The following is a 23,838-nucleotide window of genomic DNA, read 5'->3' on the forward strand; positions in this document are numbered from 1 at the left end:
TCTCATGAGTGCAAAGATCAGACTGTATGTAGAGCACCCTCTGGGTCAGGGGCAATCGGTTCCTTTGACGCGCGAGCAGGCCCATTACCTGTTTGGCGTCATGCGCCTGTCCGTTGGTGGACAGGTCGCGCTGTTCAATGGGCAGGACGGAGAGTGGCTGGCCGAGGTAATAGAGGCAGGCAAGCGGGGCGGTGTCTTGTCATGCGTTGAGCAATCCAAACCGCTGCAACTGCCACCAGACCTGTGGTTCCTGTTCGCGCCGATCAAAAAGGCGCGCACTGACTTTATCGTTGAAAAGGCAGCGGAAATGGGCGCAGCGCGGATCATGCCGATGCAGACGGAATTCACCAATTCGGAACGCATTCGTCAGGACCGCTTGCAGGCGCACGCCGTTGAGGCGACCGAGCAATGCGGCGGAACATTTGTGCCCGAGGTGGCTGATCTGCAGCGATTGGATCGCGTTTTGGAAAGCTGGCCCGAGGGGCGGCAACTGATGTTCTGCGATGAGGCCGAGGTAGGCTCGGCCCTGCGGTTGGCTGCCAATGAAACGGACCAACCCTGGGCTATTCTCATCGGCCCCGAAGGCGGCTTTTCCGAGCGTGAACGCGCGAGGCTGGCCGCGTTGCCTTATTCACATGTGGTCAGCCTTGGCCCGCGCATCCTGCGCGCCGATACTGCTGCCGTAGCGGCGCTGACCATGTGGCAGCAGGCGCTGGGAGACTGGGTGTGAACTGGCAAGAAGCGCAAGGCGCAGACGTTCCAAAGATCGACAGGTTCCTGTTCGAACACATCCAGACGTCCATGTTCCCTCTGGCGAACCTGCGGGATTTCGGCTTGCGCGGCTCAGACCCGCGCGCCGTGAACTTGTGGATATTGGGTGATGGCCCACGGGCGGTTTTTGGAATTACCAACGAAGGTATGGTCCTGCCGCAATGCCCTGAATGTTCGGATAATGAACTGAGCCATGCGATTCGCCTGATCCGGGGGCGCAAGCTGTTCGGTCTGGCGGCTGAGGCCACTCAAGCCGGTCGGATCATGCAGCTTGCGGGATGGGAAGACCGGCCTGCAACCCTAAACAGCGACGAGCCGGGGTTCTCGCTGGATCTGAATCGACTTGTCATGCCGGACGCCACCGGCGCGAAACTGGTGCCGCTGGATGAACTGGACCGATCTACAACAGTGGGATGGCGGCAAGACTATCTGATCGAAGCAATGGGCTTTGACCCCGAACGCGCGCAACCTCAGGCACAAAAAGATATCGCTGCCTATATCGAACGCGATTCTCATCGGGCCTTGTTGATGGATAACCAGCCGGTAGGAATGACCGGGTTCAACTCGCGTTTGCCAGAGGTTGTCCAGATTGGGGGCGTGTACACGCCGCCCGATCTTCGGGGGCATGGATACGCGCGACTGGCAGTGGCGCTGCATCTACGCGAGGCGCACAGCAACGGCGCAACCCGCGCTGTTCTGTTTGCCGCTAGCGATGCTGCCGCGCGTGCCTATATAGCAATTGGGTTCCGGCCAGCAGGCCACTATTCCCTGATTCTGTTCAAAAACCCCGAGGACACGGCATGAGTTTCATCCGACCCGAAGCCAAACTGGCCCTGTGGCGCTGGCGCGAAGTGCTGGTGGCAGGGGTCGTCTTGTTGGTCGGCCTCAGCTGGATCGGCGGACCCGGTGGATTGCTCGGTTGGCTGGGCTGGGTTCTGATCGCGGTCTCGGTGGCGCTGGCCGTTATTGGCATTCAGCGCGCCCGGTTCCGTTCCGGTGCAGGTGGCCCCGGTCTGGTGACAATCGATGAAGGTCAGATCACTTACCTAGGGCCGCTGACAGGCGGCATCGTTGCGACACGTGAAATCGAGCGCCTTGCGCTGGACCCGACATCGTCCCCGGCGCATTGGATTTTGGATCAACAGGGGCAGCCGACGCTTCACATTCCTGTGAATGCGGAAGGTGCCGAAGCGCTGTTCGATGTGTTCTCGGCCCTTCCGGGCTTGAAAACCGAACAAATGCTGTCGGAACTGAACGGTGGTGCGACGCATCCTGTGGTTATTTGGGAACGTACTCCTCTGCGTCCGGCCCATTTGAGGCTGCATTGACACTGGCGCGGTTTAAGACCACGACTGACCAAACGACAGACACATCAGGATCGGAGCACGGTTCATGTCCATTCCCCAGTCCGGCGGCGGACCGATCGAACGCCATGAGCAACTGGCCGAATATCTGGAATCGGGCTGCAAGCCCAAACAGGATTGGCGTATCGGAACCGAACATGAGAAGTTCGGTTATTGCAAGGACACGCTGAAACCGCTGCCCTTTGAGGGTGAGCGTTCCATTCTTGCGGTGCTGCAGGGGCTGCGCGATCTGCACGGCTGGGCCCCGGTGGAAGAGGCCGGCAAGCTGATTGGGCTGGAAAAAGACGGCGCCAATGTCTCGCTGGAACCCGGTGGGCAGTTGGAATTGTCAGGCGCGCCGCTTGAGACCATTCACGAAACCTGTGACGAGGTGAACGCGCATCTGCGCGACGTGAAGGATATCGCTGACAAGATCGGCGTCGGATTTATCGGCCTTGGGGCCGCCCCGATCTGGACCCATGAAGAAATGCCGCTGATGCCCAAGGGGCGTTACCGGCTGATGAATGACTACATGGAAAAGGTCGGCACCATGGGCCGGTCGATGATGCGCCGGACGTGTACGGTTCAGGTCAATATCGACTTTGGATCCGAGGCCGACATGGTGCAGAAACTGCGCGTCGCGCTGGCGTTGCAGCCGGTGGCAACCGCACTGTTTGCCAATTCGCCGTTCTTTGAGGGTAAGCCAAACGGTCAGAAAAGCTGGCGCAGCTATATCTGGCGTCATCTGGATGATGCGCGCACCGGTATGCTGCCCTTTGTGTTCGAAGACGGGTTCGGGTTCGAGGCTTGGGTCGAGTACGCCTTGGATGTGCCGATGTATTTCGTCTATCGCGACGGCAAGTATATCGACGCGCTGGGCCAATCCTTCCGTGACTTTCTGCAAGGCAAACTGCCTGCATTGCCGGGCGAAACGCCGACTTTGTCAGACTGGGCGGATCACCTGACCACAGCCTTCCCCGAGGCGCGGATCAAGAAGTTCATGGAGATGCGCGGGGCCGATGGTGGCCCATGGCGGCGCCTGTGTGCCTTGCCCGCATTCTGGGTGGGTTTGACCTATGATCAGGGTGCGTTGGATGCGGCCTGGGATCTGGTCAAAGGCTGGGACGCCGAAACGCGCGAAGAGCTGCGGGTTGCCGCGGCCCGGGACGGTTTGCAGGCGCAGGTCGGCGACATCAACATGCACGATCTGGCTGGTGAGGTGGTTTCGATCGCCCAAGCCGGCCTGAAATCCCGCGCCTTTCCCGGTGCAGGTGGGTTGGTACCGGATGAGACGCATTTCCTGAATGCGCTCAAGGACAGTATCGAAACAGGCAAGGTTCCGGCGGATGAACTGCTGGATCACTATAACGGCGACTGGAACGGCGATCTGACCCGGATTTACCCCGATTTCAGTTACTGACTGTCTTTTAGGTCTGTTGCCTTTTTAGGAGAGTATTTGCCAACTAACGCGATGTGACCTTGCCATGTGGCAGGGTCTTGCGAGTATGATTGGCGGGATATTCCCGAGCGTGATGGCGTCATGGCCCGTATCAGCGAACTGCATTATTCCAATGCCTACGCCGCCCAAAGCGGTGTGTCCGAGTTCCTAGAGGTTGCGCTGAGATCCGATGAGGATCCGGCCAATTTCACTGTGTCCTTCTATCAGGCGAATGGTCAGGTCGGGATCGAAATTCCGCTGGATCACCCGTCAGTTCAGGTCTCGACAGACCCTGACAATAACGAACAGGTCTTTGTGATTTCAGCGGATTTCTTTCCGATCCTGCTGACCGATCCCAATGGCGGTGGCTCTACCAACTATGAAGCCTATGCGCTGACCAATACGTCGACGGGCGAGGTCATTGATTTCTACGATATCGGTGGCGGAACCACAGATATCGTCGCTCAAAACGGGTTGGCCGCCGGGGAAACTTCGGAAAATCTGCCGGTTCTTGTCGGGCCGAACCAAACCACAACGACCCTGCAATTCAATCAGCCCAAACCGGACACACTGGTGCATGCGCCGCTCTCGCCCGGCGATTCAGGCGCGCCGTGTTTCGCGGCTGGTACGTTGGTCGACACGCCGGATGGTCCGCGCAGGGTTGAAACTCTGGGGCCGGGTGACCTGGTGCTGACGCAGGACGATGGCGCTTGCATCATTCGCTGGACCGGTGGCTGCACTGTTTCAGGACGGGGTCGTTTTGCGCCCGTTCGCATCCGTTCCGGCGCGTTGGGGGCGGAAAGGGACATTTACGTCTCGCCGCAACACCGCCTGCTGGTCTCAGGTTGGCAGGCGCAGCTGCTGTTCGGAGAAGATGAGGTTCTTGTGGCGGCCAAATCAATGGTCAATGACACGACCATCACATCCGCGCCTTGCGACCTTGTCCACTATGTCCACCTGTTCTTTGACCGGCATCAACTGGTGTCGACCTCTGGCCTGATCTCGGAAAGCTTCTTTCCCGGGGCGCAGGGCTTGTCGAGCCTTGATCGCGAAGCCGCAGACGAGCTGTTCGCCCTGTTCCCCGAGCTTTTGGATCAGCCGCAAAATTATGGCCCGACTGTTCGCCCGGTCCGGTGCGGCCCACAAGTGGCAATGCTGCGGGCGATCTGATCCGCCCCTCTTGCTTTCGCAGACTGCTGTGATAGCAGAGCTTCAACAGCATTCAGGGAACCGTCATGGACGATCTTAAGGCAAAATATCTGGGTCAGATCGCCGATGCAGGCGACGAAAACGCGCTCGAAGCGATCCGTGTCGCGGCTGTCGGCAAAAAAGGCGAAGTCGCGCTGAAGATGCGCGAGCTGGGCAAGATGACGCCCGAGGAACGCCAAGTTGCGGGCCCCGCGCTGAATGCCCTGAAGGATGAGATCAACTCGGCCCTGTCCGCCAAGAAAGCCGCTTTGGCCGATGCCGCACTGGATGAGCGTCTGCGCACAGAATGGTTGGACGTCACCCTGCCGACCCGCGCCCGCCGTCAGGGCTCGATCCACCCGGTCAGCCAGGCGACTGAGGAGCTGACCGCGATCTTTGCCGAACTGGGCTTTTCGGTGGCCGAAGGGCCGCGGATCGAAGACGACTGGTACAACTTTGACGCCCTGAACATCCCCGGCCACCACCCCGCGCGGGCCGAGATGGACACGTTCTACATGCACCGCGCCGAGGGCGACAATCGCCCGCCGCATGTGCTGCGCACCCATACCTCGCCGGTCCAGATCCGCTCGATGGAGAAACAGGGCGCGCCGATCCGCATCATTTGTCCGGGCGGTGTGTACCGCGCCGACTATGACCAGACCCACACGCCGATGTTCCATCAGGTCGAGGGGCTGGCCATCGACAAGGACATCTCGATGGCGAACCTGAAATGGGTTTTGGAAGAGTTCGTGAAGGCGTTTTTTGAGGTCGACGATGTCGAACTGCGCTTCCGCGCCTCGCACTTCCCGTTCACCGAGCCATCGGCTGAGGTCGATATCCGCTGTTCCTGGGATAACGGTCAGCTGAAGATCGGCGAGGGCGACGACTGGATGGAGATTCTGGGTTCGGGCATGGTCCACCCCAAGGTGATCGCCGCCGGTGGAATTGATCCGGATGTCTATCAGGGCTTTGCCTTTGGCATCGGCATCGACCGTCTGGCGATGCTGAAATACGGTATCCCTGATCTGCGAGCTTTCTTTGATTCCGACCTGCGCTGGCTGCGGCACTACGGGTTTGCCGCGCTGGATATGCCGAACCTGCATGGTGGTTTGAGCCGTTAAGTGTATCAGCTCAGCGCGGTAATGGCTTGGTGCTACAACTGGTGCCTTACTCGCGCTGAAAGCATGCCGCGCTGGCAAGGTTACGTTATTGAGATTTTAGCTGCCTTAGGCTTTATCGCAGTGGCCATACTTGCGCCTAATTGGGTGTTGTTTACCTATTGGGTGATCGTGTGTGGCCCGGTCAGTGTTTTTGGCGCAGCGCATCACAGCGTTTGGAAAGAACGTGATGAAATCTGGCGCGACCAGCAAAATCAATTGCAGAAGACTAAAAAGCTAATCGGCCGCTTCAAGTGAGCTAACCATCGGTTTTGCCTGCGCAAGGCAGGGCTGAGCAAAATCGATAAGCCGCGCCCTGGACATCCCTCCGTCTAGCGACGGCGCTGCTTGTTACACTCCCCCACGAGGTTGTGACGTGACAGGTGGTGTTAGGCAGCTAGGCTCCGTCCAATGATTTATCGTTTGCTCTGCCTGCTTCTGCTCTCCTCTGCTCCGGCCATTGCAATGGGGCCTTGGAAATCCAATTGCCATGGCGATACCGCCTGTGAGGTCGGTGACCGCTCATACCATGTGCTGGAACCCGATGGCTGGGACGGTGAAACGCCTTTGCCAGTGTTGCTGCATTTTCACGGCTGGGCGCGGCAGGGGACGGTGGTGGTGAACCACGAACGTATCGCCGGGGCCACGAAGCTGCGCGGCGTATTGCTGGTGGCCCCGAACGGGTTGGGCAAAAGCTGGGATTTCTGGACCTCGGACACCGGCGACGTGCCTTTTGCTGATCGTGTGCTTGAGGATGTGGCCCAACGCTATCCAATTGACCCGGACCGCATCTATGTCTCGGGCTATTCCTTTGGCGGTGCGATGGCGTGGCGCTATGTGTGCCAGTCGGGCAATGACACGGCCGCTTTGCTGGCGGTCGCAGGCTCGATCCGGCAGACCGAGGACTGCCCGCAGGCCCCGGCCGAAGTGCGACATGTGCACGGAACCAGCGATACCGTAATGGATTTCCCCTTTGGGCCGGGCGGGGATACGACCTATCCGGTGGCACTGTGGCGGCAGAAGTTCGGGTGTGAAACAGCGACGCCGCGCGGGGATTGGAGCGTCGTGCCGATCCTGACACTCAGCCGGGTGGAATGGACCGATTGCGCACAGGGACAGGTTTCGCTGGATACGCATCCCGGCGGGCACTTCATCCCGCATGGCTGGATTGGGCGGCAACTCGACGAGCTTTTGGGCCGCACCCCTACCTATCCGTGACTTACAGCGCTTGCACCTTGGCGTAATCTTTGCCATTGCCTGTGCCGACTGGATGTTTGCCAAAAAAGGCCCCGTGCAATGAAATTCACTCTTTCCTGGCTGAAAGACCACCTCGATACCGATGCGTCGGTGGATGAGATTGCAGAGACGCTGACCGATCTTGGACTGGAAGTCGAAGAGATCGTGAACCCGGCGGACCGTCTGGCAGGCTTTACGCTGGGCTATGTGAAGCACGCGGAAAAGCACCCGGATGCGGATAAGCTGCGCGTTTGCACGGTCGCGACTGATGAAGGCGATCTGCAGATCATCTGCGGCGCGCCCAACGCACGCGAAGGTATCACGGTCGTGGTTTGTAAACCGGGCATGTATATCCCCGGTCTGGATCTTACGATCAGCGTGGGCAAAATCCGCGGCGTCGAAAGCTTTGGCATGATGGCCTCGGAGCGGGAGCTGGAGCTGTCAGAAGAACATGACGGCATCATCGAGCTGCCCTCGGGCGAAGTCGGCGACAAATTCGTCGACTGGTTGGCCGAGAACGAGCCGGCGAAAGTCGATACGATGATCGAAATCGCGATCACGCCGAACCGCCCCGACGCGCTGGGCGTGGCCGGGATCGCTCGCGATTTGGCTGCACGTGGCGTCGGTACGCTGAAAGAACGCGGCTATACACCGGTGCCGGGTGAGTTCGAAAGCCCGATCAAGGTGACGATCGACGAAGATACGCTGGACGGTGCGCCGCATTTCACCGGCCGCTTGATCAAAGGGGTCAAGAATGGCCCCAGCCCGCAATGGCTGCAGGATCAGTTGAAGGCAATCGGCCTGCGTCCGATCTCGGCTTTGGTGGATATCACCAACTATATGACGTTCGACCAGAGCCGCCCGCTGCACGTTTTCGATGCGGAAAAGGTGCAGGGCAACCTGCGTGTTCACCGTGCCAAGGGCGGTGAAAAGCTGGTTGCGCTGGACGAGAAAGAATACACTCTGCAGCCCGGTATGATGGTGATTTCGGACGATAAGGGCCCGGAGTCGATTGCCGGGATCATGGGCGGTGAGGAAACTGGTTGTACCGAGGACACTGTGAATGTGTTCCTTGAAAGCGCGTTTTGGGATCATGTGCAGATCGCGTTGACCGGCCGTGCGCTCAAGATCAACTCGGACGCGCGTTATCGGTTCGAACGTGGCGTGGACCCTGAATACACGCTGGAAGGGTTAGAACATGCGACGCAGATGATCCTGGATATCTGCGGTGGCGAAGCCTCGAAAGTGGTCGAAGCTGGCAAGGCACCGGATCACTCGCGCGCCTACAAGCTGGATGCTGAACGTGTGCAGTCGTTGGTGGGCATGGACATTCCGGAAAGCGAGCAACGCCAGACCTTAACCCGCCTAGGTTTCCGTCTGGAAGGCGAGATGGCGCATGTCCCCAGCTGGCGCCCCGATATCATGGGCGAAGCTGATTTGGTGGAAGAGGTCGCGCGTATCGCATCCCTGACCAAACTGCAGGGCAAGCCACTGCCGCGTGTGACGGATGGTATTCCCAAGGCGGTGATGACCCCGACGCAGCGGCGGCAGTCGATGGCGCGTCGCACTTGTGCGGCGCTGGGGTACAATGAATGCGTCAGCTATACGTTCATCGATCAGGCTTCGGCTGCCTTGTTCGGTGGCGGGGATGAAGCGACGCAGTTGGAAAATCCGATCTCGTCCGAGATGAGCCATATGCGCCCGGATCTGCTGCCCGGTCTGCTGCAGGCCGCCGCCCGTAATCAGGCGCGAGGGTATGCAGATATCGCGCTGTTCGAGGTTGGCCCGGTTTTCCATGACGGCGAACCTGGCGATCAGAAAACCCAGATTACCGGGCTGCTTGTCGGTCGCAACGGCCCCAAGGACGTGCACGGTGCCTCACGCCCAGTTGACGTGTTCGATGCCAAAGCAGATGCCGAGGCCGTGCTGACGGCCATTGGTGCACCCGCCAAGGTGCAGGTCCTGCGCGACGGTGACGCCTGGTGGCATCCGGGTCGTCACGGCAAAATTTGTCTGGGTCCCAAAAAGGTGTTGGGTGTCTTTGGCGAACTGCATCCACAGGTGTTGCAGGCGATGGACATCAAAGGCCCGGCGATGGCCTTCACCATCTGGCCAGAAGAGGTGCCTCTGCCGCGTAAATCCGGCGCTACCCGCGCCGCGCTTGAACTGCGTGATTTGCAGGCGGTCGAGCGTGACTTTGCATTCGTCGTCGACGAGAGTGTCGAGGCGCTGACATTGGTGAATGCCGCAGCCGGCGCCGACAAAGCCCTGGTCGAGGACGTCCGCGTCTTTGACGAATTCATCGGCGGCAGCCTGGGTGAAGGCAAGAAATCACTGGCCATTACCGTGCGCCTGCAGCCGACGGATGCGACGCTGAAGGAAAAAGACATCGAAGCGGTCGCCGAAAAGATCATCGCCAAGGTTACCAAGGCAACAGGCGGTACATTACGCGGTTGATGCTTGGCCGCCGCTGGCGGGAGTGTTTTTGAAAAGATGAAGGGGCGGTCGCGCCCTTTCTGTTTTTGCGGAGGACAAAAGATGCTGAACGTTTACCTATCTGGCGAAATCCACACTGATTGGCGGGAACAGATCATTGAGGGTGCTCAGGGTTTGGATGTCACTTTCAACAGTCCGGTCACCGATCACGCGGCCAGCGACGATTGCGGTGTAGCCATTTTGGGGGCCGAGTCGAACAAGTATTGGCATGACCACAAGGGCGCGATGGTCAACGCGATCCGCACCCGCAAGGGTATTGCGGATGCCGATGTGGTCGTGGTCCGGTTCGGCGAGAAGTACAAACAGTGGAATGCAGCCTTCGATGCGGGTTATGCTGCGGCTTTGGGAAAGTCCTTGATCGTACTGCACGGTCCTGATCACCAGCACGCGCTGAAAGAAGTGGATGCTGCGGCGCTGGCTGTGGCCGAGCACCCGGGCCAAGTGGTTGATGTGCTGCGTTATGTTCTGACGGGCGCCCTGCCAAAATAACTCACGCTACGTTCCGCTTGCCTGATTTCAGGGCGCTTTCTACCGTCCGATAGGACAGTGGGGGAGAGCAGCCATGGAATTCGATTACGTCATCGTGGGCGGCGGGTCCGCTGGTTGTGTGATGGCCGCGCGGCTGAGCGAACAACCAGACACAAGCGTTTGCCTGATCGAGGCGGGCGGGGCAGGTGAGGATCTGGTGATCCGGGCTCCGGCCCTGGTGGCGGCCATGGTTTCGGGGCGACCCAAGCTGAACAATTGGGCCTTTCAAACGGTGCGCCAGCCCGGGTTGAATGGTCGGAAAGGGTTTCAGCCACGCGGCAAAGCGCTTGGGGGCTCATCGGCGATCAATGCCATGCTTTACGTGCGCGGTCATCCCAGCGACTATGATGAATGGGCAGATTTGGGGTGCGAAGGTTGGGATTGGAAGAATGTCCTGCCTTACTTCCGCAAGACCGAGGGCAATGCGCGCGGTGCGGATGATCTCCACGGCGGTGATGGTCCCTTGCAGGTGTCGGACCAGTCTGAGCCGCGTGCCATCTCTCATGCGTTTGTCGAAGCCTGCGGCCAGCAACAAATTCGCGAGACAAAGGATTTCAACGGGCCGGAGCAGGAAGGCGCAGGCCTGTATCAGGTCACGCAGTTCCACGACGGGGCGCATAAGGGTGAACGTTGCTCGGCAGCTGCGGCCTATTTGCGGGGCGTCAAATCGCGGCCGAACCTGACAATCATGACAAGGGCAGAAGCCCAGAAGATCCTTTTTGACAAAAAGCGCGCAACCGGGGTTTTGCTGCGTCAGAAAAGCAAAGAAGTCGAAATTCGCGCCCGCCGGGAAGTCATCCTTTCGGGGGGTGCATTTGGTTCGCCACAATTGCTGATGTTGTCCGGTATCGGGCCCGAAGACGAGTTGAAACAGCACGGTATTCCTGTTCTGCACGACTTGCCCGGCGTTGGTCAGAATCTGCAGGACCATCTGGACTATGTCCTCAGCTATCATTCGAAACGTAAGGATGTCATCGGGCTGACCCCGGGCGGGCTATGGAACCTGGCCAAGGCAGGGTTGGACTGGCGCCGCACTGGAGAGGGGCTGTTTGCGACTCCCTTTGCCGAAGGCGGCGCGTTCTTCAAATCTGATCCATCCGTTTCCAAACCGGATCTTCAGCTGCACTTTGTTGTCGGAATCGTTGACGACCACATGCGCAAGATTCACTTGCCGCACGGGTTTTCGTGCCATGTCTGTGTGTTGCGCCCGTTCAGCAGGGGCAGCGTGGGTCTAACCTCGGACCGGGCCGGAGAGGCGCCGCGTATTGATCCGGCTTATCTCAGCGATGACCGCGATCTGGATCTGTTGAAGCGTGGGGCTCGTATCATGGAATCAATTCTCGAATCCGAACCACTGGAACCCTGGCGCAAAAAGCGACTCTATGCCCATGACGGCAGTGATCAGGCCTTGGAGGCTGATATCCGCAGCCGTGCCGACACGATCTATCACCCGGTGGGCACCTGCAAGATGGGGATCGACGATATGGCCGTTGTCGATACCGAAGGTCGGGTTCATGGGGTCGAGGGGCTGCGGGTGGTGGACGCTTCAGTCATGCCGACTTTGGTCGGCGGCAATACCAATGCGCCCACTATCATGATTGCTGAAAAGATCGCCGAAGCAATCAGTCCCGGGGCGGCGTAACCAGGCCTTTTTGCACCGCGGGCCGCTCTAGGAACCGGTCGAGATACGCCACCAGATTGGCGTGGTCTTCCCAACCAACAAGGTCGTGGGCATTGTAGAATTCGAGCCCGCGCAGCCACGGCGCGATTGCGATATCGGCAATCGAATAGTCTCCGGCAATCCAATCCTGGCCTTCAAGCTGTTGGTTCAGGACATTCAGCAATCGCTTGGCCTCGTTCACGTAGCGTTCGCGGGGGCGCGGGTCTTCGATCTCGCTGCCTGCGAATTTGTGAAAATAGCCCAGTTGCCCGAACATCGGACCGATGCCGCCCATCTGGAACATCACCCATTGGATCACGCGATATTTGTCGGCTTTGGTCTGACCCAGAAACTTACCGCTTTTCTCGGCGAGATATATCAGGATCGCTCCGCTTTCGAACAGACCAATGGATTCTCCGTCCGGACCATTCGGGTCGATGATCGCCGGGATTTTGTTGTTGGGGTTCAATGACAGGAATTCGGGGCTTTTGACATCCGAGTCCGAAAGCGTAACCCGATGGGCTTCATAGGGCAGGCCGGTTTCTTCCAGCATGATCGACGCTTTGACGCCGTTCGGCGTGGGGAAAGAATAGAGCTGAATCCTGTCGGGAAACTGCGCAGGCCAGCGGGCTGTTATCGGGTGAGAGGCGGTGTCCAGCATGGGGGGGGCTCCTGTCATGGGTTGCCAGCAATAGTTAGGTACACCTGCCCAGTCTTGCCAGTATCCGGGCTGTGCATACAAGGTCAGGGGCTGTGTGCGTGAGAACAACGGGGAAAACCTGCGTATCTCACACCTAGACCGAAGCGCGCTTATGGATCACTATTCCGCCAATCCCGCGCTGAGAGACGCGGGTTTGCCGTGAATCGAAAGGAGATGCGCGTGGATGATGTCGTAACACAGGTGGGTGCCTTTGCCCCGCTGATCATAAGCGCAGTCAAAGCGCTGGTCGTACTGATCCTTGGATGGATCATTGCTGGCGCCATTGCCGGTGTAGTCCGGCGCAGGATCAATGCGACACCGCATATTGATCAGACGCTTGGGAATTTCGTCGCCAGTCTGGTAAAATGGGTCATATTGGCCATGGTACTGGTTGCAGTGCTGGGCATCTTTGGCATTCAGGCGACAAGCATCGTCGCCATTTTGGGTGCTGCTTCTCTGGCCATTGGTTTAGCCCTTCAAGGAACGCTGAGCGATCTTGCTGCGGGCGTTATGCTGGTTGTCTTCCGCCCTTACAAGCTGGGTCAGTATGTTGATATCGGCGGCACCGCAGGCACTGTTAAGGATCTGAACCTGTTCACGACCGAGCTGGTGACGCCGGATAACGTGCAGATCATCGTTCCCAACGGACAATCCTGGGGATCGATCATCACAAACTACTCGGCGCATGACACGCGGCGTGTCGATCTGGTGTTCGGCATTGATTACGGTGACAGCGCTGATGAGGCGATGAAGATCATTCTGGATGTCGCGAAGGCCGATGACCGAATTCACTCAGATCCAGAGCCGTGGGTGCGCGTGACCAACCTGGGTGACAGCTCGGTAGATCTGACCGCACGCCTGTGGTGCAACGCCGCGGATTACTGGGACCTGAAGTTTGAGATCACTAAGGCCGTGAAAGAGGCGTTTGACGCCAAGGGTGTGTCGATTCCGTACCCACATACCGTGGAAATTCGGAAAGAGGGCTGAACTCTCCCGCCCGTCGAGCGGGCATTGGAAATGCCCTCCTCCGGTTGGGCCCGGCGCCGCGCTATTAGCGCGGCGTTTTTTTGTTGGTGCAAAAGTCGTTCGATCAAAAGAAAAGCGGCGCGCCAAAGGCACGCCGCCATACCCAACGCTGCAAAGCAGCCGCTTCAGCGGCTCCTTACAGGGGCGGGAGTGCTTCAGGCGTTGACGATTGCCTCGGGCGAGACAACGTCCAGACCCAGCGCCGTACCAACAGCTTCGTAAGTCAGCTGACCGGCATGGACGTTCAGACCTGCCAGCAAATGCGGGTCGTCCTGACATGCTTTCTTCCAGCCTTTACCCGCCAGTGCCAGCAGGAACGGCATGGTCGCGTTACCCAATGCGATAGTCGAAGTCCGCGCAACCGCGCCCGGCATGTTGGCTACGCAGTAGTGCATGACGCCGTCCACTTCATAGATCGGGTCAGCATGGGTGGTCGCTTTGGAGGTTTCAAAGCAGCCGCCCTGGTCGATCGCAACATCAACCAGAACCGCACCGGGTTTCATGGTGGACAGCTGCGCGCGCGAGATCAGCTTGGGTGCCGCAGCGCCGGGGATCAGAACCGCACCGATGACCATGTCGGCTTCCTGGATCAGCTCGGCCGTTGCGCCGGCTGTCGAGTACTGGCTTTTGAACGTGCCGCCAAAGACGTCGTCGAGGTAACGCAGGCGTGGCAGAGACCGGTCCAGAACGGTGACGTCAGCGCCCATGCCGGCCGCGATCTTGGCTGCGTGGGTACCAACAACGCCGCCGCCGATCACGATGACTTTGGCCGGGCCAACGCCGGGAACGCCACCCATCAGAACACCGCGGCCGCCATTGGCCTTTTGCAGGGTCCACGAACCGACCTGAGGTGCCAGACGACCGGCAACTTCGGACATCGGCGCCAGCAGCGGCAGGCCGCCTTTGGAATCTGTTACGGTTTCATAGGCAATCGCCGTGCAGCCCGACGCCAGCAGGTCGTGGGTCTGGTCTGGATCAGGTGCCAGGTGCAGGTAGGTGAACAGCAGCTGGCCTTCACGCAGCATCTTGCGCTCGACCGCCTGGGGTTCTTTGACCTTTACGATCATGTCCGCGGTCGCAAAAACTTCTTCTGCGGTGTCGACGATGCGCGCACCTGCAGCGACATACGAGTCGTTGTCAAAGCCGGAACCCATGCCGGCATTGGTTTCAATGATGACCTCGTGGCCGCGCGCAACAGCTTCTTGCGCAGCGTTGGGGGTCATCCCAACACGGAATTCCTGGGGTTTGATTTCCTTGGGGCAACCGATTTTCATTTCTCGCTCCTCCATTCATAAACTGCCCAAATTATGTGCAATTCGGGATGCAATTTCTGTGAAACTCTGCCCGTCATTCGGGTTTTCTTTGCGAGAATCTTCGGTATTATTGGAGTTTCTTGCAAAGGACTTGCGCGTATGAGCCTCGATACGACCGATAGAAAGATTCTGGCCGCCCTGCAGAGAAACGGCAGGATGTCGAATGCCGAGTTATCAGATCAGGTGAATCTGTCGCCGTCGGCGTGTCACCGGCGCGTCCAACGGCTTGAGGCCGAAGGGTACATCCGAAACTATGTTGCGCTGCTGGATGCACGCAAGATGAACGTCCCGACCACCGTGTTTGTTGAGATCACCTTGCAGGGGCAAGCCGAAGAGCTTCTGGACGCGTTTGAAAAGGCGGTGGCGCGTATTCCTGACGTTCTGGAGTGTCATCTCATGGCGGGGACGGCGGACTATATTCTGAAGGTTGTCGCCGAGAATACCGAGGATTTCGCCCGAATTCACCGTCAGTACCTGTCGCGCTTGCCCGGCGTGGCGCAAATGCAAAGCTCATTTGCTTTGCGCACTGTGTTCAAGACGACGGCCTTACCGGTGTGACCGTCAGGCTGGGGTCGGGTAGGTGAACAGGAACAGATGCACTGCATTGAAGCCGAAATGCATCAGAACGGGTACCCACAACCGACCGGTTGCATAAAATCCCAAGCCACAGGCGGCACCAAGAATCGCGGCATAAGCGACTAGGGCCGGACCGCCCGGAAAATGAGCTAGACCAAACAGCAGGCCGGCCAGAGTCACACCAAGTGCTGCACCAAGTTTGGACGCAATAAGCGACTGCAGATACCCGCGGAAAAAAGCCTCTTCCGTCAGGCAGGTCAGAAACAGGTTCGACAATGCAAAAATCAGCCACCAAGGCGGTAGGCTGAGTTCTGGCCGGATGGCCTGCGCGGCCAGCCCAACGGCGAAGAGGGCGGGCAAGGTCGCAAGGCCCACCAGCAACGGTGTTCTTCGGACAGGTCTCGCTGAATCGGTCATTCCCGGCCAGGCCAGCAGGACCGCAAACAGCACCATTGGCTTGTCCAGATTCAAGTACATTGAAAACGCCGAACTGTCCGGTCCGGCGTAGACCCGGTCCAGTACCATCAGGTTTTGAAATCCGGGCACCAGATGTGCGCCCAATGCAAGACACCAGCCGATCAACATCACGTGGCCAACCGCCGCGCCGGTGCCTGTAAGATGGTTCAGGGCCGCAGCCCCCAGCAATCCGGCAGCAACAACTCCAACAGCCAAAGGTGTGACCAGCCCTAGGGCGAGGGCGGTAAGACCAAACACCAACAGCAGCGTCAGGCCAAGTTGCCGCCGGCCCGAGGCCGCACTGACCATGCCGGCGATCAGTATGGACCAGGGCCATATCAATGGCAGAAGGGATAAAAAATACGCCACGGCTCTCTCATGTATTCAGGTGCGTATTGATGCCGTCGGACGCCCCCAAATGGCAAGGCCGTGCAAGGGTTAGCCTGTGCCTTACTGCCAGCGTTGCGTCAAATCAGACGCTTGTATCTAGGCGCAGGTCGGTTCAATTATAGGAATGACCGAACGTCTGCCTGTTTTACGGCCCCGCACCAACTTGAAATTGAACCGGCGCGGAGCGTTCATCAATTATATCTGATGACATCAGGCGGTCACACTCTCTGGGTATGGTCGGAACCCGTTGACTGATAAGGAGCAGATCTTGGCTTACCAACAAAATGACGCCCCAAAAGACTGGCTGGAAGCCGAGCTCGAAGACACGCTGGACGAAGATTTCGAAATCGAATTCAGCGAGCCGATGCTGTCGATGGAAGTTCGCAAGATCTATAAGGAACAGCATCCGGACATGCTGGACCGCAAGGTCTATTTCCAGAACTTGCTGCGATTGCAGGCCGAACTGATCAGGGTTCAGGATTGGGTGCAACACACCGGTGCCAAAGTGTGCATCCTGTTCGAAGGTCGCGACAGTGCCGGTAAAGGGGGGGTAATCAAGCGGATTACCCAGCGCCTGAACCCGCGTGTTGCACGTGTGGTTGCGTTGCCCGCACCCAGTCGCAGGGAACAAAGCCAGTGGTATTTCCAACGCTACGTGCCGCATCTGCCAGCAGCTGGCGAAATCGTTCTGTTCGACCGGTCCTGGTACAACCGTGCGGGTGTCGAACGGGTCATGGGTTTTGCCAGTGAAGATCAGGTCGAACAGTTCTTTCAGGACGTTCCTGAATTCGAACGGATGCTGGTGCGGTCGGGTATCATCCTGCTAAAATATTGGTTCTCGATCACCGACGAAGAACAGCAGTTGCGATTCCTGATGCGCATTCACGATCCGATGAAGCAGTGGAAGCTGTCGCCGATGGATCTGGAATCGCGCATTCGGTGGGAATCCTACACCAAGGCCAAGGAGGACATGTTGTTTCGCACGAACATACCCGAAGCGCCCTGGTACATCGTCGAAGGCAATGACAAAAAGCGCGAGCGCCTGAATTGCATTGAACACCTGCTGACCAAGATCCCGTATTCGGATGTGCCGCAGGAAAAGGTCGATCTGCCGGATCGAAAGTACAACCCGGAATATGAACGCCGGATTTTGCCTGACGATCTGTATGTTCCAAAGGTCTATTGAACTATTGAAGTTGAAATTGGTGCGAGGCAGGGTCGCCCCCGCCCCGCACCATGGTATCCGTTAAGCGGCGTCCATCATGCAGTCGAAATCATAATAGTTGAACACAAAGACATCACCTGAATTGTCCCCGGTCATGTCAGAGCAAGTCTCGACATCGTCCACAGGATTGTCATCGCCGGTCATCACCATATCGAAATCGTCGGTTTCGGGTTCCGCATCGGCATAGTCTGTGTCGTTCCAATCAAACTGGTCGAACTGCGCCTGAATCGATTGGACGAATGTCCGGATCTCGGCAAGAAACTCCTGAACGTCAAAACAGGCAAACTCTTCGGGTTCTTCCGTTCCGGGCGTTTCGGCCACCGGTTCCTCGGGCTCGGTAACTTCTGGGTCAGGTACTTCGGCCACAGGCTCCTCGGGCTCGGTAACTTCTGGGTCAGGTACTTCGGCCACAGGCTCCTCGGGCTCGGTAACTTCGGGGTCAGGTACTTCGGCCACCGGTTCCTCGGGTTCGGTAACTTCTGGGTCAGGTACTTCGGCCACAGGCTCCTCGGGCTCGGTAACTTCTGGGTCAGGTACTTCGACCACCGGTTCCTCGGGTTCGGTAACTTCAGGATCAGGCACTTCGGCCACCGGTTCCTCGGGCTCGGTAACTTCGGGGTCAGGTACTTCGGCCACCGGTTCCTCGGGTTCGGTAACTTCAGGGTCAGGCACTTCGGCCACCGGTTCCTCGGGCTCGGTAACTTCAGGGTCAGGCACTTCGGCCACCGGTTCCTCGGGCTCGGTAACTTCGGGGTCAGGTACTTCGGCCACCGGTTCCTCAGGCTCGGTAACCTCGGGTTCTGGCACTTCGGCAACCGGCTCTTCGGGCTGCGGGGTTTCTTCAACCGGTGGCGTCGGCGCCGGCGGAGTGGCAGAGCCGTTGTCCAGCATGACTTCACCCTGGGTGGCAGCAAAGTTCTGCGTCACCATCACAGCGTCGAAACCCTGCATGTCGCCGGTTTCAATTCCGATTCCGATGTATTTGAAATCCGGGTTCAGAATATTGGCGCGGTGACCGGGGCTGTTCATCAGGTTCTGATGAAGCTGGGCGACGTCATCGCTGATGCCTGGCGCGCCGCGCTCGGATTGCCAGGCGATGTTTTCACCTGACCGCCAGTTGCCCGAGAAGTCGAACCCGGCCATTTCCATCCGCTGCGTGGCGCTGGAACCACCCGAGCCGGTGTGGCTGAACCTGTCCGTTTCCAGCATCCATTCACTGTGATCCTCAGACGAGTCGTTCAGCCGCGTTTCAAGCTGTAGGGGGTCCAGCCCGCGGGATGTGCGCTCTTGGTTAATCAGCGCCAGCATTTCTTGTTCGATACTACTTGCAGTCGACATTTTTGCCTCCGATTGGTTTTTTGTCGTGGTAGACGGCGCCAGTTACAAAGGCTCGATACGACCTTCATAGGGATGGCGTGTTCAGAGGCGAGTTTTGGCGGGTCAGTGCTACCGCCACGGGATTCGCTGCGCTGCAAAATGCCGGGCAAAATGTTGCTGAGGGGGAAATGGCAGCTTGTCGCGCGTGGGCGGCTCGAGTCGGCGTAAATCATCCGACCCTAGAAACGACAAACCCCCGGGCGATGCCTCGGGGGTCGTCAAATAGTGTCATCCAAAGCTGGACGAACGAGGTTTTAGAGCAAACCTTCGCGCTGTGCTTTCTTACGTGCCAGTTTACGGGCACGGCGGATCGCTTCAGCTTTCTCGCGCGCTTTTTTCTCGGACGGTTTCTCGAAATGTTGCTTGAGCTTCATTTCGCGGAACACGCCTTCGCGCTGCAGCTTTTTCTTCAGGGCACGAAGCGCCTGATCGACGTTATTGTCGCGAACACTAACCTGCATGTGGTTGTCACCACCTTTCTAGATAGAGTTGCAAGGAAATTGCAGGAATTGGCCGTATAGCAAAGCCGTTCTATCTTGTCTAGTACTGGTCCCCAGAACCGGAGAACCGCCATGACCACCACATATGAAGACTCCAAGCAGCAGTTGTTGGACGCGATTTTGATCCATGTGCCGTTTGACGGCTGGTCCGAAGCCAGCTTTCGTGCAGCTATCTTAGATTGCAATATGGATGACACGCTGGCGCGCGCGATTTGTCCCCGTGGCGCGGTTGATCTGGCACTGGCCTTTCACGCGCGCGGCGACGCGGCGATGGAGGATCGGCTGAAGTCCTCGGACCTGAGCGAGTTGAAGTTCCGCGAGCGAATCGCCGCTGCAGTTCGGTTCCGGCTTGAGGCGGTTCCGGACAAAGAGCTTGTTCGCCGGGGCATGACGTTGTTTTCGCTGCCGACCCACGCAGCCGATGGGGCAAAAGCCTTGTGGAAGACCTGCGATCTGATCTGGGACACGCTGGGCGATTCCTCGGAAGACGTGAACTGGTACACGAAACGGGCGACGTTGTCGGGCGTCTATTCCACGACTCTGCTGTTCTGGCTGGGCGACGATTCCCCCGATCACCAGAAAACTTGGGAGTTTCTGGATCGGCGGATAGACAACGTCATGCAGTTCGAAAAGATCAAGGCGCAGGTCAATGACAACCCGTTGTTCAAACCGTTTTTGGCGGTGCCGAACTGGTTGGCTGGTCAGGTAAAAGCGCCGACGAGGATGCGGGCTGATTTGCCGGGTATGTTGAACCCGCGCAAGTAAGCGTCTGGGCCTTCCAGAAATTGCCTGCTAGGCATTGGGCAAAGGAGATTTGCCCATGACCCAGATGATGCGCGCTGTCGAAATCACCAAACCCGGTGGTCCGGATGTTCTGCAACTGACGGAACGCCCGGTGCCGGAACCACAAGCCGGACAGGTGATCCTGAAAGTGGCCTATGCGGGTGTGAACCGCCCGGATGCGCTGCAGCGTGCCGGGGCCTATGATCCGCCGCCGGGCGCCAGCGATTTGCCGGGGCTTGAAGCATCGGGTGAGGTTGTTGCCGTTGGTGCCGGGGTCGAGGGTCTGGCCATCGGCGATCAGGTCTGTGCTTTGCTGCCCGGTGGCGGATATGCGGAATATGTGGTCACACCCGCTGCGCATTGTCTGCCAGTTCCTTCGGGAATGGGGATGAAAGAGGCCGCGTGCCTGCCCGAAACCTTCTTTACTGTGTGGTCCAACGTTTTCACGCGCGGCGGTCTGAAGGCAGGTGAGCGTTTTCTGGTGCATGGCGGGTCCAGCGGCATTGGCACAACTGCGATCCAGCTGGCGAACGCGTTTGGTGCGCGGGTGTTTGCAACCGCGGGATCTGCTGAGAAATGCGAGGCCTGTGTGAACCTCGGGGCCGAGAAGGCGATCAATTACCGGGATGAGGACTTCGTGGGCGTCATGCGGGCTGAGGGTGGGGCGAACCTGATCCTCGACATGGTCGGCGGCGATTACATCCCGCGCAACGTGAAAGCTCTGGCCGAGGATGGGCGTCTGGTTCAGATCGCTTTCCTGCAAGGTCCGAAGGTCGAGTTGAACTTTGCGATGATGATGGTCAAACGCCTGACCCTGACGGGCAGCACGTTGCGCCCGCAAAGCGATCTGGCAAAGGCGAAGATTGCGCAGGATTTGCGCGAGGCTGTCTGGCCATTGCTGGAGGCTGGGAAGGTGGCCCCCGTCATGGACAGTGAGTTCGATTTGGCGGAGGCGGCAGCCGCCCATGCTCGGATGGAAAGCTCGGGCCACATCGGCAAGATTGTCCTCAAGGTCGCTGGTTAAAACTTTGGCGCGGGCAGATCCCGCGCTTTTTCCGATCAGACCACTGCGCGGCGGTAAAGATGCCAGGTTGCATGGCCCAGGACTGGCATGACAACGATCAGCCCCAGCAGCATCGGGATGGCTCCGATGATCAACAGGGCCGCTACGATGAACCCCCATGCCAAAATCACACCGGGGTTATGCCGCAACACCCGGACCGACGTCACGACCGCCACCGGCAGTCCGACAGGACGGTCCAACAGCAATGGAAAGCTGACGACGCTCATGGCCAATGCGACCAGCGCGAATAGAAACCCGATCGCATTGCCGAAAATGATCATGGACCAGCCTGCGCCGGTGGTGAATACCTGAGTCACGAAAGCCCCGAGTGAGGTGGGCAGATCAGGCCCAAGCGTATGCACATAGATGCTCTGCGCGACCATCAGCCAAATCAGCAGCAGCATGACCAGATAGAACCCCAAGGCCAGAATTGCACCGAAGGACGGGGACCGGAAGACGCCCAAGGCGTCCAGCCAATGGACCTCGCCGCCTTGCTCGCGTTTGCGGCTGATTTCGTAAAGGCCCACGGCTGCTATCGGACCGACTAGTGCGAAACCCATGATCAGCGGTGCCAGAAGGGGAACCATGTTGCGATTAAGGCCGAACCCGAACATCAGCAGACCCGCGATCGGATAAACCAGTATGATGAAAATCGCATCCGCCCGTGTTTCCAGAAAATCATTGTACCCGGCCTGCAAACAGGCCTTCAGGTCCTGCATCGTCAGTGTTTGCACCTGCGGCAGATGCCGAGTTTCCGCGCTGCCGATATGGTTCACGCTTTCGGTAATATGATCGCCGGTCGCGCCGATGTTTCGGGCGGCCCAACTGATCGGATTTCCTATTGTTTTGGCCATCTTGATCCCCTCCCTTTGCCAGTGCGCAACGGGTTGAATCCGGCGGTGGTTGCCTTTGGCCGGACCAGCCGGCAACGCTCACACCCCAGTATAGCACAGTTTTTCCCGTTGTGGTTGCGCGGCAGCGAAAACCTACCAATTGCCCTGTTTCACAGGCGTGTTAGCTTGGCGTCAGGCAACAGGAGGTCAGCATGCAGCAAACGGCAAGAACCGTCGTCATTCATGAACACGGCGGTCCCGAAGTTCTAAAGATCGAAGACCGGCCCTTGGGCGACCCCGGACCTGGCGAGGTTCGCATCCGCCACCGGGCCTGTGGGCTGAACTTCATCGATGTCTATCAGCGCACCGGGTTGTACCCGATGGATTTACCGCACGCGCTGGGCATGGAAGCGGCAGGTGTGATTGAGGCTGTTGGCGAAGGTGTTACCCATCTGAAACCGGGCCAGCGCGCGGCCTATGCCGCAGCTCCCGCTGGGGCCTATTGTGAGGCGCGCGTGATGCCAGCGGCGCAGGTGTGTCCGTTGTCCGAAGGGATTTCTTTTGACGCGGCTGCGGCGATGATGCTCAAGGGGATGACGGTCGAGTATCTGTTTCACCGGACAACGCCTTTGAAACGGGGTGACACGGTTCTGTTTCACGCGGCCGCCGGTGGCGTTGGTCTGATTGCCTGCCAATGGGCCAAGTCCGAGGGCATCACCCTGATCGGAACAGCCGGAACAGACGAAAAATGCAGCCTCGCGCAGTTCAACGGGGCTGCGCATTGCATCAACTACCGGACCGAGAACTTTGCCGAACGTGTGGCCGAAATCACCGGCGGCAAAGGTGTGGATGTGGTCATGGATTCCATCGGCGCGGACACGTTCAATGGCTCGCTGGACTGCCTGAAACCCTTGGGAATGATGATCTCATTCGGCAATGCCTCAGGTCCGGTCCCGTTGATGGATATCGGTATTTTGGGCAAGAAAGGTTCCTTGAAAATCACCCGACCGACGTTGTTTACCCATATCGCCGACCCTTCCGTTTGTCAGGCAATGGCACGGCGGCTGTTCGGCAAGGTTGAGGGCGGCGAGGTCAAAATCCACATCGACCAGCGGTTCCCGTTGGATCAGGTGGCCGAGGCGCATCGGGTTCTTGAAGCGCGTCAGACTACAGGCAGCACGGTCCTGGAGCCGTAAGACCGACTGAGCCCGGCTCGTTGGTGTTTGATCTTGAAACGAAAAGCGGCGGCAGAACACTCTGCCGCCGCCTATTTGGGGAATGTCAGAAATTATTGCTGCAGTTCCGCCGGTGTTTTATCCGCGATGGTTTCCCAATTGGCGCTGGCTTGTTCGACAAAACCAGGGATGTCACCTTCCCAGCGCTGCTGGATGTCTTGCGACAGGTTCAGGTACAGCTTGTTGTCGACGATCTTCCAATAGGTCGGGTCACCGTCAAACTTGAAGCCCATCGCAGCGCCGAATGCGCAGTAGCCACCATATGCAGGCAGGTAGGCCTCGGGGTTTTCTTCGAACGCGGCTTTGTTTTCTTCATTGGCAAAGCGATACATCGCGTCGTTGTGCAGTGTGGTGATGCGGTAGTCACCTTTGGTCGGCTCGCCAGCGGTGAAGTAGGCAACCGGATCATAGCCCTGCATAGCCAGACCGGTCGAGCTTGCGTTCAGTTCAACACCAGCGGCCAGAGCCGAGCTTGCAATGGCAACAGACAGCGCGACGCCGCCGATAAGAGATTTGAACTTGTTCATTGTTTTCACCTTTCGTG

Annotated in this window: 24 protein-coding genes; 17 read left to right on the forward strand and 7 right to left on the reverse strand. The window is 58.5% G+C overall.

The genetic code is table 11. The annotated features are described in order from the left end of the window. Positions 1 to 4 precede the first annotated feature (4 nt). From AC2FID_RS13255 to AC2FID_RS13305, 11 genes are all read left to right on the forward strand, one after another. The gene (locus AC2FID_RS13255; protein ID WP_496837218.1) at positions 5 to 730 is read left to right on the forward strand and encodes a 16S rRNA (uracil(1498)-N(3))-methyltransferase; all 726 of its coding nucleotides are present in this window, start codon (positions 5 to 7) and stop codon (positions 728 to 730) included. Beyond that, positions 727 to 1,575: a GNAT family N-acetyltransferase gene (locus AC2FID_RS13260; protein WP_496837220.1), complete on the forward strand. Its 849-nt coding sequence runs from the start codon at positions 727 to 729 to the stop codon at positions 1,573 to 1,575. Before AC2FID_RS13255 ends, AC2FID_RS13260 begins: the two co-directional genes overlap by 4 nt. Continuing rightward, the gene (locus AC2FID_RS13265) at positions 1,572 to 2,099 is read left to right on the forward strand and encodes a hypothetical protein (protein WP_282169859.1); all 528 of its coding nucleotides are present in this window, start codon (positions 1,572 to 1,574) and stop codon (positions 2,097 to 2,099) included. Before AC2FID_RS13260 ends, AC2FID_RS13265 begins: the two co-directional genes overlap by 4 nt. 64 nt (positions 2,100 to 2,163) lie before the next feature. Next, positions 2,164 to 3,534 carry a glutamate--cysteine ligase gene (locus AC2FID_RS13270; protein ID WP_058273615.1) on the forward strand — a complete coding sequence of 457 codons (1,371 nt, stop codon included), beginning with the start codon at positions 2,164 to 2,166 and terminating at the stop codon, positions 3,532 to 3,534. Positions 3,535 to 3,654: 120 nt separating this feature from the next. Then, on the forward strand, positions 3,655 to 4,722 hold the full coding sequence (locus AC2FID_RS13275; protein WP_496837223.1) for a Hint domain-containing protein: 1,068 nt from the start codon (positions 3,655 to 3,657) through the stop codon (positions 4,720 to 4,722). Between the two features lie 65 nt (positions 4,723 to 4,787). Continuing rightward, positions 4,788 to 5,861, forward strand: a complete 1,074-nt coding sequence (pheS, locus tag AC2FID_RS13280) for a phenylalanine--tRNA ligase subunit alpha (RefSeq protein ID WP_496758430.1) — start codon at positions 4,788 to 4,790, stop codon at positions 5,859 to 5,861. After that, complete coding sequence (locus tag AC2FID_RS13285) at positions 5,862 to 6,155, forward strand: hypothetical protein (protein WP_496837225.1); 294 nt, start codon at positions 5,862 to 5,864, stop codon at positions 6,153 to 6,155. A 153-nt stretch (positions 6,156 to 6,308) separates the two neighbouring features. After that, complete coding sequence (locus tag AC2FID_RS13290) at positions 6,309 to 7,115, forward strand: CE1 family esterase (RefSeq protein ID WP_496837227.1); 807 nt, start codon at positions 6,309 to 6,311, stop codon at positions 7,113 to 7,115. Positions 7,116 to 7,193: 78 nt separating this feature from the next. Further along, positions 7,194 to 9,590, forward strand: coding sequence for a phenylalanine--tRNA ligase subunit beta (gene pheT / locus AC2FID_RS13295; protein ID WP_282169855.1), 2,397 nt, complete (start codon positions 7,194 to 7,196; stop codon positions 9,588 to 9,590). Between the two features lie 81 nt (positions 9,591 to 9,671). Then, a complete protein-coding gene (locus AC2FID_RS13300) occupies positions 9,672 to 10,118 on the forward strand; it encodes a YtoQ family protein (RefSeq protein ID WP_282121380.1) in 447 nt (148 codons plus the stop codon). A 73-nt stretch (positions 10,119 to 10,191) separates the two neighbouring features. Beyond that, entirely contained in the window at positions 10,192 to 11,799 is a 1,608-nt protein-coding gene (locus tag AC2FID_RS13305; RefSeq protein WP_496837228.1) for a GMC family oxidoreductase, read from the forward strand. Here the strand turns inward: AC2FID_RS13305 and AC2FID_RS13310 are convergent. Beyond that, positions 11,780 to 12,478: a glutathione S-transferase family protein gene (locus AC2FID_RS13310; RefSeq protein ID WP_282169853.1), complete on the reverse strand. Its 699-nt coding sequence runs from the start codon at positions 12,476 to 12,478 to the stop codon at positions 11,780 to 11,782. The genes AC2FID_RS13305 and AC2FID_RS13310 overlap by 20 nt on opposite strands. Positions 12,479 to 12,691: 213 nt before the next feature. Between AC2FID_RS13310 and AC2FID_RS13315 the strand changes: the two genes are divergently transcribed. Continuing rightward, positions 12,692 to 13,504, forward strand: a complete 813-nt coding sequence (locus AC2FID_RS13315) for a mechanosensitive ion channel family protein (RefSeq protein ID WP_472724642.1) — start codon at positions 12,692 to 12,694, stop codon at positions 13,502 to 13,504. A 194-nt stretch (positions 13,505 to 13,698) separates the two neighbouring features. Here the strand turns inward: AC2FID_RS13315 and ald are convergent, their stop codons facing one another. Then, entirely contained in the window at positions 13,699 to 14,817 is a 1,119-nt protein-coding gene (ald, locus tag AC2FID_RS13320; protein ID WP_108860695.1) for an alanine dehydrogenase, read from the reverse strand. Positions 14,818 to 14,955: 138 nt separating this feature from the next. Between ald and AC2FID_RS13325 the strand changes: the two genes are divergently transcribed. Continuing rightward, complete coding sequence (locus AC2FID_RS13325; protein ID WP_058278916.1) at positions 14,956 to 15,414, forward strand: Lrp/AsnC family transcriptional regulator; 459 nt, start codon at positions 14,956 to 14,958, stop codon at positions 15,412 to 15,414. Positions 15,415 to 15,417: 3 nt separating this feature from the next. On the opposite strand, the gene AC2FID_RS13330 is transcribed toward AC2FID_RS13325, so the two are convergent. Further along, a complete protein-coding gene (locus tag AC2FID_RS13330) occupies positions 15,418 to 16,257 on the reverse strand; it encodes a CPBP family intramembrane glutamic endopeptidase (RefSeq protein ID WP_496758413.1) in 840 nt (279 codons plus the stop codon). A 289-nt stretch (positions 16,258 to 16,546) separates the two neighbouring features. Between AC2FID_RS13330 and ppk2 the strand changes: the two genes are divergently transcribed. Further along, entirely contained in the window at positions 16,547 to 17,464 is a 918-nt protein-coding gene (gene ppk2, locus AC2FID_RS13335; protein WP_109313013.1) for a polyphosphate kinase 2, read from the forward strand. A 60-nt stretch (positions 17,465 to 17,524) separates the two neighbouring features. Here the strand turns inward: ppk2 and AC2FID_RS13340 are convergent, their stop codons facing one another. Continuing rightward, positions 17,525 to 18,841 (reverse strand): CAP domain-containing protein, encoded by a 1,317-nt coding sequence (locus tag AC2FID_RS13340; RefSeq protein ID WP_496761075.1) that lies wholly within the window; start codon positions 18,839 to 18,841, stop codon positions 17,525 to 17,527. 293 nt (positions 18,842 to 19,134) lie between these two features. After that, the gene (gene rpsU / locus AC2FID_RS13345) at positions 19,135 to 19,341 is read right to left on the reverse strand and encodes a 30S ribosomal protein S21 (protein ID WP_005614280.1); all 207 of its coding nucleotides are present in this window, start codon (positions 19,339 to 19,341) and stop codon (positions 19,135 to 19,137) included. Positions 19,342 to 19,452: 111 nt separating this feature from the next. Here rpsU and AC2FID_RS13350 point away from each other — a divergent pair, with 111 nt between their 5' ends. Both AC2FID_RS13350 and AC2FID_RS13355 read left to right on the forward strand, forming a co-directional pair. Further along, positions 19,453 to 20,145: a COQ9 family protein gene (locus AC2FID_RS13350; RefSeq protein WP_496837231.1), complete on the forward strand. Its 693-nt coding sequence runs from the start codon at positions 19,453 to 19,455 to the stop codon at positions 20,143 to 20,145. A gap of 55 nt (positions 20,146 to 20,200) precedes the next feature. Continuing rightward, positions 20,201 to 21,187 carry an NAD(P)H-quinone oxidoreductase gene (locus tag AC2FID_RS13355; protein ID WP_496837233.1) on the forward strand — a complete coding sequence of 329 codons (987 nt, stop codon included), beginning with the start codon at positions 20,201 to 20,203 and terminating at the stop codon, positions 21,185 to 21,187. A 35-nt stretch (positions 21,188 to 21,222) separates the two neighbouring features. On the opposite strand, the gene AC2FID_RS13360 is transcribed toward AC2FID_RS13355, so the two are convergent. After that, entirely contained in the window at positions 21,223 to 22,080 is an 858-nt protein-coding gene (locus tag AC2FID_RS13360) for a DUF2189 domain-containing protein (RefSeq protein WP_496837235.1), read from the reverse strand. Between the two features lie 191 nt (positions 22,081 to 22,271). Here AC2FID_RS13360 and AC2FID_RS13365 point away from each other — a divergent pair, with 191 nt between their 5' ends. After that, complete coding sequence (locus AC2FID_RS13365; protein ID WP_113792005.1) at positions 22,272 to 23,255, forward strand: quinone oxidoreductase family protein; 984 nt, start codon at positions 22,272 to 22,274, stop codon at positions 23,253 to 23,255. Between the two features lie 92 nt (positions 23,256 to 23,347). Here AC2FID_RS13365 and AC2FID_RS13370 read toward each other — a convergent pair whose 3' ends face one another. Further along, positions 23,348 to 23,821, reverse strand: a complete 474-nt coding sequence (locus AC2FID_RS13370; protein ID WP_058273690.1) for a YHS domain-containing (seleno)protein — start codon at positions 23,819 to 23,821, stop codon at positions 23,348 to 23,350. Positions 23,822 to 23,838: the final 17 nt, after the last annotated feature.

This window comes from Ruegeria sp. CDSC068, assembly GCF_059610545.1.